Raw genomic sequence first — 12,148 nt, forward strand, 5'->3', positions numbered from 1 at the left:
GAGAACGCGATGACCACCACCCACACGCTCGCCGCCGAGAAGCTGACCCTCGGCTACGGCGAGCGCACCGTCATCGAGGACCTGGACCTCGTGGTGCCCCCGGGCCGGATCACCGCGATCGTCGGGGCCAACGCCTGCGGCAAGTCCACCCTGCTGCGCGCCATGACCCGGCTGCTCGCCCCGCGGTCCGGCCAGGTGCTGCTCGACGGCAAGGCCGTGCACCGGCTGCCCGCGAAGGAGCTGGCGCGCACCTTGGGGCTGCTGCCGCAGTCACCGATCGCGCCGGAGGGCATCACCGTCGCCGACCTCGTCGGCCGCGGTCGGAACCCGCACCAGGGCGTGTTCTCCCGGTGGAGCCGGGAGGACGACGCCGCGGTGGCCGCCGCGCTGGAGGCCACGCAGACCACCGAGCTGGCCGACCGGGCGGTCGACGAGCTCTCCGGTGGCCAGCGCCAACGGGTGTGGATCGCGATGGCGCTGGCCCAGCAGACCGACCTGCTGCTGCTCGACGAGCCCACGACGTTCCTCGACGTGAGCCACCAGATCGAGGTGCTCGACCTGCTCACCGACCTCAACCGGGCGCGCGGCACGACCATCGTCATGGTGCTGCACGACCTGAACCTGGCGGCGCGCTACGCCGACCACCTGGTGGCCCTGACCGAGGGGCAGCTGCACGCCGCCGGGAGCCCGTCCGACGTGCTCACCGAGGAGTGCGTGCGGGTGGTGTTCGGCCTGGACAGCCGCGTCGTGGTCGACCCGACCTCGGGCCGGCCGCTCATGCTGCCGCTGGGGCGCCACCACGTGCGGGAGCCGGCCGGTGCCTCCGCCGGCGACGGGGCGGCCGGGCCGGCCTGAGCGCGGCCGCTCAGCCCTCGATGACCCGCCCGGACCGTGCGGGGTTCTCCAGCACCCGGTCGGGCCGGGCATCGACCCCGGCCAGCCGGGTCCGGGGCTTGGGCGGCCGGTCGTTGGCCATGACGACGGCGATCCAGGGCAGCACCGTGCCGAGGATCGCCAGGATGATCATCAGCCAGACCGTCTGGTAGAAGACGGCGGCCAGCACCAGGGCCAGACCGCGGACGGCCATGGTGATCGCGTAGCGCCGCTTGCGGGCGGCCTGCTGGTCGCCCAGGCTCGGAGCCGCCTCGGTGATGACCACCGGCTCGGGCCTGCGCGAGCGTGAGAACTGCTGGCTCGATGCCACGAGCACCTTTCCCTCCGCCGGCCGGTGCCTGCGCGCCTCCGCGCGCCGGCTCCCGGACCACCCCCATGGTGCCACCGCCGAGGGCCCCGTGCAGGAGCCCGGCGATCAGCTGCCGGCGGCCTGCTTCGCCGCCTTCGCGGCCTGCTTCTGCTCCTGCTTGACCGCCCGCACCTCGGCCAGCGTCTCCGGCCCGGTGATGTCGGCGACCGATCGGCGCGAGCCGTCCACGCCGTAGTCCCCGGCGGCCTCCCGCCAGCCCGGCGGGGTGACGCCGTACTGCTTGCCGAGCAGCGCGAGGAAGATCTTCGACTTCTGCGCGCCGAACCCCGGCAGCGCGTTCAGCCGCTTCAGCAGCGTGCGCCCGTCGGGGCCGTCGGCCCACAGCCCCTCGACCCGCCCGCGGTGCTCGGCCACCAGCGCCCGGCACACCTCCTGGGTGCGCCCGGCCATCGACCCGGGGTAGCGGTGCAGCGCCGGCGGCCCCTGGAAGAGGCGGACGAGCTGCTCGGGGTCCATCGCCGCGAGCTGCTCGGCCGAGAGGGCGTCCACGCCCAGCCGGTCGGCGAGCAGCCGCGGCGCCCCGAACGCCCGCTCCATGGGGAACTGCTGGTCCAGCAGCATCCCGATCAGCAGCGCGAGCGGGTCCCGGCCGAGCAGCTCGTCGGCGGCGGCGTCCTGGGCGATGCGGAGGGTCGGCACGCCCGAGATCGTGCCGCATCGGCTCCGCGGCGGGGAAGCCCGCCTCCCCGCTCCGGCCGGGGAACGGGAGCCGGCGAGGTGGTCAGTCCCGGCGGCGGGCCCCGCCGGGCACCGCGCCGGTGTCGGTGAGCTCGGCGGCGACGTCCGTGAGCTTCCGGTTCAGCTCCTGCGAGACCCGGGCGAGCACGGCGAAGGCCTGGTCGGCGGTGAGCTTGTGCCGCTCCATCAGGATGCCCTTGGCCTGCCCGATGGCATCCCGGCTGCCCACGGCGGCGCGCAGCTGCGCCTCGTGCTCCGCACCGGCCAACGCGACCGCCGCGTGGGCCGCGAGCAGGTGACCGACGTCCTGGCTCACGTCGTCGAAGGTGCCCGGCTTCCGGCCGTACAGATTCATCGCACCCAGCCGGTTCCGCTCCACGAAGAGCCGGAAGCACAGCATGCTCCCGACACCGCGCCCGGCCGCCTCCCGCGCGAACAGCGGCCAGCGGTCGTCCGCGGCCAGGTCGTCGACCCGGACGGCGTCGGTCTCCCAGACGGCGTCCATGCACGGCCCCTGACCCAGCCGTCCCTGGAGGAGGTCGAGCGACCGGGACAGGTCCCCCGTCGACGCGCGCGGCTCGACCGTCGACCGGCCGATGACGTAGCTGATGCTGCACCCCGCCGCGCCGGGCACGATCTCGACGGCGGTGACGGTCACGGCCTGCAGCGTGGCCTCCACGTCACCGTGCTCCTCCTGGAGGCGGCGGGCGGTGCGGCTCATCACGTCGGCCAGGTGCGTCGCGCCGGGCGTTCCCCGGGGATCGCTCGCCGCGGCTGCCATGTCAGGACGCTATCGCCTCCGGACACCGGACGGGCGGCGCGACGGCCCCGCCGCCCCGGACTTGGAGCGACGAGGCCTGACCGCCCCGGCCCCCCGGGGAACGAGGGCGGCTGCTCAGGAGTGTGGTCGAGGATCCGGACCCGGGCGAGCCGGCGCACGGCTGGGCCGGTCGCGGTCAGCACGCTGCACCACAGCGGGGAGCTCTCCGGTCCGGACCAGCTGGTCGGCGATGTCGCGGACCTTCCGGTTGGCGCTCATCGACGCCCGGGCCAGCAGCTGGAACGCCTGGTCGGGCGTGAGCTTGTAGCGCTCGATGAGCACTCCCTTGGCCTGGTCGATCACCGCCCGGGACTCCAGGGCCACCTGCAGGTTGTCCGCCATGCTGCGGGCGCTCTGGTAGGCGTGCAGGTTGCCCGCCGCCACCGCGGCGTACGGGCCGAACCGGACCGCCGCCGCGCGGGCGTCCTCGTCGAAGGCGTGGGCCTGCCGCGCGTAGATGTTCAGCGCGCCGGAGACCTGCGCGTCGGGGTCGATGCCGAGCGGGACCGACAGCGAGCTGAGTGCGCCCTGCTCGACCGCGCTGGGCATGTAGTCCGGCCACCGCGGGTCGGTCCGGGTGTCGGCGACCTCGACGAGTTCCCCGGTGCGGGCCGCGTGCAGGCAGGGTCCGTGTCCGTGCTCGTACTGCGACTCGTCGACGTCGCGGGCGAGCCGGCCGGTGGAGACCACGGTGGTGGGAGCGCCCCGGACGAGGAGGGACACCGATGCCTCCGGGCTCCCCGGCAGGACGGACTTGGTCAGGTCGGCCACGGTCTGCAGCAGACCCTCCATCGTGAGCTCCCGCAGGGACAGGCGGCCCAGGCTCTCGAGGGCCTCGCCCACGTCGGCAGGTTCGGTTCGCGGTTCGCTGGGCATGGCAGGGGCCTCCGGTCGGAAGAACCGGGGCGGGTGACCTCGGCCGCGGGACCCCGATCTGGGGACCCGTGCTGGCACGGCGCGCCGCTGCTGGACGCACGGTCGGCCACGGGGCGTCCCCGGGCCTGGGCGGAGCGTACCCGCGCCGACCCAGCGGGCACCGGCACCGGCGCGTACCGTCGGCTCCAGGTGTCCCGGCCAGGACCACCAGCGGAACGGCGAGGCCGACCGCGTCACCAACGAGGGCCTGTGTCCAACCAGAGGCACAGACCGTGGAGGTCGGCCGATGAGCACGTCACCCTGGGCTCGCCATGCGCCGCCTCCGAGACCGGCCGGCTCCGCCGCCGTGGGACGGTGGCAGCCGGGAACGCTCGCGGAGCTCACGCTCGCCCGCCGCCAGCTCAACGCCGCGCTGCACGACGGCGCCCGCCCGGCCGGCTGCGACGAGGGCGCCGTGCAGCTGCTGCTGCTGGCGTTCGAGGAACTGGTGTCCAACGCGCTGCGGCACGGCGGCACCCCGATCGAGGTGGTGGTCACCCGCACCGGCGCGTGCTGGCTGCTCGAGGTCCGGGACACCGCGGCCGACCGGCCACCGGCGCCGGCGCGCGACCGCGACCCCGCTCTTGGCGGCCTCGGGCTGCCGCTCGTCGCGAAGATCTGCGACGACCACGGCTGGACCGTCGAGGACGGCCGGAAGCTGGTGTGGGCGAGCCTGGCGCACAGCAGCGCCGGGCCACCGGACGCGGGGACGCCGGGCTGCGGCTGAGGGCTCCCCCCGCCGCTACAGCGCCAGCAGCAGGGCGGTGAAGGCCAGGCAGGAGCCCAGGAACACGGGGAAGCGCACCCGCCCCGATCCGGGCAGCTGCTGCTTGAGGCTGGTGAGCACGATCGAGCCGGCCAGCAGCGCGGAGAAGACGCTCACCGCGGCGTTCCCCAGGTCGACCGCGGCCCCGATCGCCCACCCCGCCAGGACCGCCGCGCCCAGCACCCACCGGACCAGCCGGTCGTAGCCGCGCGGATCCTGGTCACGCAACGCGATCTCGCCGGTGAGGTACCGGGCGCACAGCGCCACCGTGTAGAGGACCAGCTCGACCGGTCCGGGCCGCACCTGGTGCACCAGCAGGTAGCCGACGAAGACGTTGAACAGCAGGTACAGGACGGCGCTCGCCCAGAACGGCCAGGGAGTCGGTGGGCCGCCCTGCTCGTGCCGCTCCCGGCGGTCCCGGTCCTGGGCCCAGTCGAGCACCGCGTAGTAGGCGAGCAGGCCGGCGAGCGCGACCAGGAACGCGTGGGTCTCCAGCAGCCCGGGCAGCCCCCCGCGGCCCTCCGCGGGAGGTGCGGCCGACCCCGCCAGACCGGGCAGCAGGCGGCCGAAGACGTAGGCGACGCCGAGTCCGCCGGCCAGCGAGTGGAACCACGCCGAGCGCGGGGAGACCCGCCGGCGCACCCGGGGGACGAGCAGCTGCACGAGCACCAGCGCACCCGCGGCCGCCAGGGGCCCCAGCGGCAGTCCGGCCCCGGTCAGCGCGGCGGAATCCGGCAACGGGGTCGAACTCCTTCGCTGTCCGGTCGGCGATCGACCCGCAAGCTAGCGCCGGAGCCGGTCGCGCGCCACCGTGCCCCCGCGGTCCCGCGCGCGCACCGCAACTCCTGGAACCGGCAGGATCAGCGGCATGCGGGCGGTGGTGAGCCGGGTCGGTACAGCGGCTGTAACGGTGGGGGACGTCGTCGTCGGGGAGATCGGCCGGGGACTGCTGTCACTGGTCGGAGTGGGTCACGGGGACGACGTCCCCGCCGCCCGGGCGATGGCCCGGAAGATCCACGAGCTGCGCATCTTCCCCGGTCCGGACGGCGCCGTCTCCGCCGCCGACCTCCAGCTACCGGTCCTGGTGGTCAGCCAGTTCACCCTCTACGCCGACACCCGCAAGGGTCGCCGCCCGTCGTGGCAGGCGGCCGCGCCCGGCGAGGTCGCGGAACCGCTGGTCGACGAGGTGGTGGCCGAGCTCCGCCGGCGCGGCGCGGCGGTGGCCACCGGCGCGTTCGGCGCCAGCATGCGGGTCTCGTCGGTGAACGAGGGGCCGATGACCCTGCTCCTGGAGACCTGATCGGCCCCCGTTGTCGCACAAATGACATGTCTGCGATGCGGGGCGGTCGGGTATCGGAGGGTGACCGACAACACTCCCTGTTGGTTTGCTGTGAACGGTCGAATTGCGGAACACCGGACCCCGTGGCAGCCGTTGTGCAGGGCGTACCACACCGGACAGACAAGGGCGGGACCGGCCGGCGACCCCGGAGCCGTGGCCCCCGCTCCCACGCCTGGATCCGCTCCGCCGACGACGACGACCGGCGGATGCATCCGAACCGAAGGCAAGGACGAAGACCCACCGTGACGCTGCTGCAGTCCTCTCCCTCCGACGCCCTGGACGTGCGCGCTCCCCGACGGGAGCCCGACACCAGCGGGCTGGTCTCCACCGACCTCGTGCGGGTCTACCTCAACACCATCGGCAAGACCGCTCTGCTCACCGCGGAGCAGGAGGTCGAGCTGGCCAAGCGGATCGAGGCCGGCCTCTACGCCGAACGGCTGCTCGGCGAGCAGCAGGGCCTGACCCCTGCCCGCAGGCGGGACTACAAGACGCTGGCCACCGACGGCAAGGCCGCGAAGGCCCACCTGCTGGAGGCCAACCTGCGCCTGGTCGTCTCCGTCGCCAAGCGCTACACCGGCCACGGCATGACGTTCCTGGACCTGATCCAGGAGGGGAACGTCGGCCTGATCCGCGCCGTCGAGAAGTTCGACTACACCAAGGGCTTCAAGTTCTCGACCTACGCCACCTGGTGGATCCGGCAGGCCATCACCCGCGCCATGGCCGACTCCGGGCGCACGATCCGGCTGCCGGTCCACCTGGCCGAGCAGGTCAACAAGGTGGTGCGGACCCGCCGGCGCATGCACCAGGAGCTCGAGCGGGAGCCCACCGCCGAGGAGCTCGGCCTGGAGCTGGACCTGCCCGAGGAGCGGATCACCGAGCTCCTCGAGTACAGCCGCGACCTGGTCAGCCTCGACCAGACCGTCGGCACCGACGAGGAGTCCCGGCTGGGTGACTTCATCGAGGACGCCGACGCCGCCGTCGCCGAGGACGCCGTCGCCTTCCAGATGATGAAGGGCGACGTCCGCACGGTCCTGTCGACCCTCGAGGACCGGGAGCGCGACGTGGTCGTGCTGCGGTTCGGCCTCGACGGCGGCCAGCCCCGGACGCTGGAGCAGATCGGCAAGCAGTTCGGTCTCTCCCGCGAGCGGGTCCGGCAGATCGAGCGCGAGACGATGGCCAAGCTGCGCGACCCGCAGCGCGCCGACGCGCTACGGGATTACCTCGCCTGAGCGATGACACTGTCGTCCTCCGGACGACACCGCATCCACGAGCCGTCCCCGGCTGCGCTGAGCGTGTCCACGGACGTCCTGCCGGGAGCCTGCGGCCCCGCGTCAGGACGCCGTTGCTCGCGGAGCGGCTCACCTCGGCGACCTGACCGCTGGTCGCGAGAGCCCGTCCCCGATCCGGGGCCGGGCTCTCGTCGTCATGATGATCAGGTGACCTGATCGTTCGGGGTCCTGGCTCAGCACCGGTGGTGAGCCAGGACCCGTCATGGTGAGCCAGGACGGCGATCAGACAGGGCTGCGCATCCGTCTCGGTCCCGGGTCGACGCGGGCCGTGGGCGGGCCGACCAGTCCGGTGCCGCCGGCCACCACGAGGGACCGTCCCCCGTGCCACGGGTTCGGCGGGCCGACGATCACCGGCTCCAGCGTCAGCCGCAGCACCTCCGGGAGGTCGTCGGCCAGCCGGGCGACGCGCAGCACCAGGTCCTCCAGCGCGGCGAGGTCCACCGGCTCGGACCCGCGGTAGCCGTTCAGCAGCGGGAACGCCCGCGGTGAGCGCACCAGCTCGGCGGCGTCCAGGTCGGTGAGCGGCAGGGTCCGGTACGCCCGGTCGCCGAGCAGGTCGGTGGCCACTCCCCCGAGGCCGAAGCTGACCAGGGCGCCGAACGAGGGGTCATCGACGATTTCCACCACCGCGGCCACGCCCGGGGCGGCCATCTCCTGCACGATCACCGGGTCGCCCGACGGGATGGCGGCGAAGGCGGCGCGCACCGCGTCGGCGTCGGGCAGGTCCAGCCGCACGCCGCCCAGGTCGGAGCGGTGCCGGAGCCAGGGCGCCGTCGACTTGAGCACCACGGGGTAGCCGACCGCGTCGGCGGCGGCCACCGCCGCATCGGCGTCGGCGACCGTCCGGGTGCCCAGCAGCGGCACGCCGTAGGCGCCCAGCAGCCCGATCAGCTCGTCGTCGGTGAGTTCCCTGCCGCCGGGCGCCTCGGCGAGCGCGCCGTGCACGATCCGCTGCGCGGCGGCCTCGTCGACGTCGGGCAGCTCCGGCACCTCACCGACCGGCCGGCGGCGCCAGCTGGCGTACTCGCAGGCCTTCGCCAGCGCGATCACTGCCCGCTCGGGCGTGCTGTACGAGGGCACCGAGCCGCGCAGCGGCATGCCGTCCTCGTCGCACACGGCGAGCTCGGGCGGGATGCCCTCGGTCGAGAGGAAGCTCGCGACGATCGGCTTGCCCGAGCTCGTCGACACCTCCCGCAGCGCCGGTCCGTACTCGTGCGAACCGGCCATCAGCGGCGGCAGGAAGACCGCCACGACGGCGTCCACGCCGTCGTCGTCGACCGCCGCCTGCAGCGCCGCGCGGAACTCCTCCGGGCTGCCCTGGACCCCGATGTCCACCGGCGCCTCGTGCGACAGCTCCAGCCCCTCCTCAAGGACGGCGTCGGCGACGAGTACCCCGATGGCCGTCGAGTTGCCCACGATCGCCACCCGGTCGCCGGCCGGCAGCGGCTGGTGGGCCAGCAGGGTGCCGACGTCGAACAGCTGGGCGACGGTCTCCACCCGGATGACGCCGGCGGAGGCGAACAGCGCTGCGACCGACTGCTCCGGCACGGCCACCGAGGTGCCGGCCAGCCCGGGGGTCACCCCGACGTGCCGGCCGCTCTTCACCGCCACCACGGGCTTGGTGCGCCCCACCGTGCGGGCCAGCCGGGCGAACTTGCGCGGGTTGCCGAAGCTCTCCAGGTGCAGCAGCACCACCTCGGTGCCCGGGTCGGTGGCCCAGTACTGCAGCAGGTCGTTGCCGCTGACGTCGGCCCGGTTCCCGGCGGAGACGAACGTCGACAGGCCGATGCCGCGGCTGCGGGCCCGCTCCAGCAGGGCGACGCCGAGCGCGCCGGACTGGGCGAAGAAGCCGACCCGGCCGCGGCCGGGGACCATCGGGGCGAGGCTGGCGTTGAGCCGCACCTCGGGGTCGGTGTTGACGATGCCCAGGCAGTTCGGCCCGACGACCCGCATGCCCGACGCCCGGGCGGACGCCACCAGCTCGCGCTCGGCGGCGCGCCCCTCGGGACCGGACTCGCCGAAACCGCCGGAGATGACCACCAGCCCGCGGACCCGCTTGCGGCGGCAGGCCTCGACCACCCCGGCGACCTCGTCGGCCGGGACCGCCAGCACCGCGAGGTCGACGTCGTCGGGGATGGACTCGATGTCGGCGTAGGCGGGAACTCCCCGCACGTGTCGCGCCCCGGGGTTCACCGGGTAGACCGGCCCGGCGAAGCCGTAGTCCAGCAGGTGCCGCAGGACCGCGTTGCCGACCTTGCCGGCGTCGTTGCTGGCGCCGACCACGGCCACCGACGAGGGGGTCAGCAGCCGCGCGATCGACCGCGACTCGCTGCGCTGCTCGCGCTCGTAGGCGACGGCGAGGGCGTCCTCGGTCTGCTCGATCGGGAACGTGAGGTGGACGACGCCGTCCTCGTAGGAGCGCTCGGCCTTGTACCCGGCGTCGCGGAAGACCCGCACCATCTTGCTGTTCTGCGCCAGGACCTCGGCGACGAAGCGGGTGATGCCGCGTTCCCGGCCGGCGGCGGCCAGGTGCTCGAGGAGGACCGAGCCCAGGCCCCGGCCCTGGTGGGCGTCCTCCACGAGGAACGCCACCTCGGCGTCGTCGGTGCCGGGGTACCGGTCGTAGCGGCCCACGGCGACGATCTGCTCGCCCAGCAGCACGACGAAGGCCACCCGGTCGACGTGGTCGACGTGGGTGAACCGGTGCAGGTCGCGGTCCGAGAGCCGCTTCATCGGCCCGAAGAAGCGGTAGTAGCGGGTCTGGTCGCTGCTGCGCTCCATCAGGCCGTTGAGGCCCTCGGCGTCCTCCGGGCAGATCGGCCGCAGGTGCACCGTCCCGCCGTCGGCGGCGACGATGTCGGCCTCCCAGCCCGGCGGCGGGGTCGGGTTCTCCTCCTGGACGGGGGTCTGCTCAGTCACGGGGGTCGTCCGGGTCGAGGCCGAAGTAGGGGAAGCTGGCGCGTCGGGTGCGCATGATCGCCCGGTCCACGCGGGACTCGGTGAAGGTGTCCCACCGCGAGAAGCCGGTGTAGCCGCCCTCGGTCATGTGCGTGGGCGGGCGGGCCCGCAGCCCCCGGCGCAGGACGTCCTCGCGCCAGGACTCCGGGATCTCCGTGGCCGGGTCCAGCGGGGAGCCGCTCACCTCGGCGATCAGGTGCGTCCACGCCCGCGGCACGCAGCGGACCAGCCCGTAGCCGCCACCGCCCAGCGCGATCCACCGGCCGTCGCAGAGCTGGTGGGCGAGCTCGTGCATGGCCTTGTAACTGGCCCGCTGCCCGTCGACGGTGAGCGCGAGGTCGGCGAGCGGGTCCTCGTGGTGGGCGTCGCAGCCGCACTGGGTGACGATGATCTGCGGCTGGAAGGCCCTCAGGACGCTGGGGACGACGGCGGTGAAGGCGCGCAGCCAGGAGGAGTCGTCCGTCCCGTTGGGCAGGGCCAGGTTGACCGCGCTGCCCAGCGCCTTGTCCGGGTCCCCCGTCTCCTCGGGGTAGCCGGTGCCGGGGAACAGGGTCAGCGGGGTCTGGTGGATGCTGACGGTCAGCACCCGGGGGTCCTCGTAGAACGCGGCCTGCACGCCGTCCCCGTGGTGGACGTCGAGGTCGACGTAGGCGATCCGCTCGTAGCCTTGCTCCAGCAGCCAGGCGATGGCGACCGCGCCGTCGTTGAAGACGCAGAACCCCGAGGCCCGGTCGCGCATGGCGTGGTGCAGCCCGCCGGAGATGTTCACCGCGTGCTGCGCGGCACCGCTGTGCACCTGCTGCGCGGCGAGCACGCTGCCGCCGGTGATCAGGGCCGCGGCGTCGTACATGTCCGGGAAGATCGGGTTGTCGGGGGTGCCCATCCCGTGGCCGATGTCGGGCACCACCGGCGCCTGCCGGACGGCCTCGAGGTACAGCGGGTCGTGCACCAGGGTGAGCAGGTCCTCCCCCGCCGGAGTCGGCGCGAGCACCCGCAGCCGGTCGCTGCGCAGGACGCCGAGGCCATCGGCCAGGCGCATGGTCAGGTCCAGCCGCACCGGGTGCAGCGGGTGGTCCCCGCCCATCGTGTAGCCGAGCAACGCGTCGTCCCAGACGACGGCCACCGAGTCGCTCATCGGCCCTCCCCCTGCCGGCGCCCGGTCCGGGTGGGCCGGGTGCGCCTGCTCCCGCCGGACGCTACCGGGTGGGCCGCCTGCGGGTACGCCGCCGAGACCACCCGCGGGATCACCGCTCCGGGTCCCGCCGCCCCGTAGACTGGCCTCCGACCCGGAGGAGTACCTGTGAACGACCTGATCGACACCACGGAGATGTACCTCCGCACCATCTTCGAGCTGGAGGAGGAGGGCATCGTCCCCCTCCGCGCCCGGATCGCCGAGCGCCTCCACCAGAGCGGCCCCACGGTGAGCCAGACCGTCGCCCGGATGGAGCGCGACGGCCTGCTCACCGTCGAGGGCGACCGGCACCTGCAGCTCTCCGACGAGGGGCGCGCCCTGGCGACCGCGGTGATGCGCAAGCACCGGCTGGCCGAGTGCCTGCTCGTCGACGTCATCGGCCTGGACTACGCCGACGTGCACGAGGAGGCCTGCCGCTGGGAGCACGTGATGAGCGAGGCGGTCGAGCGCCGCCTGCTCTCGCTGCTGGGCAACCCGACGGTCTCCCCCTTCGGCAACCCGATCCCGGGGCTCGAGGCGCTGCGTGGCGACGAGCCCGTCGGCGGGGAGACCTCCGCGGTGCTCGACTCGCTGACGCTGCTGTCCACCACCGCCACCGCCGAGGGCCGGCCGGTCGTCGTCCGCCGGATCAGCGAGCAGCTGCAGGAGAACGCGCCGCTGCTCCGCGCGCTGGCCGAGCACGGGGTCCGCGCGGGCGTCACGATGACCGCCCAGCTGGTCGACGGCTCGGTGAGCCTGGACGGCTACGTGCTCCCCGCGGGGGTCGCCCAGCACATGTTCGTCAGCGCCGTCGACGAGGAGCTCACCCCGCTGGAAGCGGCCCCGCTGCTCTGATCGGCCGACGGAGCCGCGGACGGCCACCGCGGGCGCGCCGGGGCCACCCGCTCACTACGGTGAGGCGGTCCCTGCCGTTCCGAGGAAGGCCAC

At 74.1% G+C, this 12,148-nt stretch carries 12 protein-coding genes; 5 read left to right on the top strand and 7 right to left on the bottom strand.

The window, feature by feature from the left end; translation table 11 throughout:
* Positions 1-9 precede the first annotated feature (9 nt).
* Positions 10-855, top strand: a complete 846-nt coding sequence (locus BD833_RS01910) for an ABC transporter ATP-binding protein (protein WP_166531413.1) — start codon at positions 10-12, stop codon at positions 853-855.
* Positions 856-865: 10 nt separating this feature from the next.
* On the opposite strand, the gene BD833_RS01915 is transcribed toward BD833_RS01910, so the two are convergent.
* The 4 genes from BD833_RS01915 to BD833_RS01930 form a co-directional block, all read right to left on the bottom strand.
* Positions 866-1,210, bottom strand: a complete 345-nt coding sequence (locus tag BD833_RS01915) for a DUF3099 domain-containing protein (protein ID WP_243737384.1) — start codon at positions 1,208-1,210, stop codon at positions 866-868.
* Between the two features lie 99 nt (positions 1,211-1,309).
* A complete protein-coding gene (locus BD833_RS01920) occupies positions 1,310-1,903 on the bottom strand; it encodes an HhH-GPD-type base excision DNA repair protein (protein WP_166531414.1) in 594 nt (197 codons plus the stop codon).
* A gap of 82 nt (positions 1,904-1,985) precedes the next feature.
* On the bottom strand, positions 1,986-2,723 hold the full coding sequence (locus BD833_RS01925; RefSeq protein ID WP_166531415.1) for a GAF and ANTAR domain-containing protein: 738 nt from the start codon (positions 2,721-2,723) through the stop codon (positions 1,986-1,988).
* Positions 2,724-2,837: 114 nt separating this feature from the next.
* Positions 2,838-3,638: a GAF and ANTAR domain-containing protein gene (locus tag BD833_RS01930; RefSeq protein WP_166531416.1), complete on the bottom strand. Its 801-nt coding sequence runs from the start codon at positions 3,636-3,638 to the stop codon at positions 2,838-2,840.
* A 346-nt stretch (positions 3,639-3,984) separates the two neighbouring features.
* Here BD833_RS01930 and BD833_RS01935 point away from each other — a divergent pair, with 346 nt between their 5' ends.
* Complete coding sequence (locus BD833_RS01935) at positions 3,985-4,404, top strand: ATP-binding protein (RefSeq protein WP_243737385.1); 420 nt, start codon at positions 3,985-3,987, stop codon at positions 4,402-4,404.
* A 15-nt stretch (positions 4,405-4,419) separates the two neighbouring features.
* Here BD833_RS01935 and BD833_RS01940 read toward each other — a convergent pair whose 3' ends face one another.
* Positions 4,420-5,181, bottom strand: a complete 762-nt coding sequence (locus BD833_RS01940; RefSeq protein WP_166531418.1) for a hypothetical protein — start codon at positions 5,179-5,181, stop codon at positions 4,420-4,422.
* A 130-nt stretch (positions 5,182-5,311) separates the two neighbouring features.
* Between BD833_RS01940 and dtd the strand changes: the two genes are divergently transcribed.
* The gene (dtd, locus tag BD833_RS01945; protein ID WP_166531419.1) at positions 5,312-5,743 is read left to right on the top strand and encodes a D-aminoacyl-tRNA deacylase; all 432 of its coding nucleotides are present in this window, start codon (positions 5,312-5,314) and stop codon (positions 5,741-5,743) included.
* 281 nt (positions 5,744-6,024) lie between these two features.
* On the top strand, positions 6,025-7,011 hold the full coding sequence (gene sigB, locus BD833_RS01950) for an RNA polymerase sigma factor SigB (RefSeq protein WP_166531420.1): 987 nt from the start codon (positions 6,025-6,027) through the stop codon (positions 7,009-7,011).
* Positions 7,012-7,293: 282 nt separating this feature from the next.
* Here the strand turns inward: sigB and BD833_RS01955 are convergent, their stop codons facing one another.
* Together BD833_RS01955 and BD833_RS01960 are read right to left on the bottom strand one after the other, a co-directional pair.
* The gene (locus BD833_RS01955) at positions 7,294-9,990 is read right to left on the bottom strand and encodes a bifunctional acetate--CoA ligase family protein/GNAT family N-acetyltransferase (RefSeq protein WP_166531421.1); all 2,697 of its coding nucleotides are present in this window, start codon (positions 9,988-9,990) and stop codon (positions 7,294-7,296) included.
* Complete coding sequence (locus BD833_RS01960; protein WP_166531422.1) at positions 9,983-11,164, bottom strand: acetoin utilization protein AcuC; 1,182 nt, start codon at positions 11,162-11,164, stop codon at positions 9,983-9,985. The genes BD833_RS01955 and BD833_RS01960 overlap by 8 nt, the downstream gene beginning before the upstream one ends.
* A gap of 165 nt (positions 11,165-11,329) precedes the next feature.
* Here BD833_RS01960 and BD833_RS01965 point away from each other — a divergent pair, with 165 nt between their 5' ends.
* Positions 11,330-12,055, top strand: coding sequence for an iron-dependent transcriptional repressor DtxR (locus BD833_RS01965; RefSeq protein ID WP_166531423.1), 726 nt, complete (start codon positions 11,330-11,332; stop codon positions 12,053-12,055).
* Positions 12,056-12,148 lie beyond the last annotated feature (93 nt).

It is taken from the genome of Blastococcus xanthinilyticus (assembly GCF_008124835.1).
Taxonomy (GTDB): domain Bacteria; phylum Actinomycetota; class Actinomycetes; order Mycobacteriales; family Geodermatophilaceae; genus Blastococcus; species Blastococcus xanthinilyticus.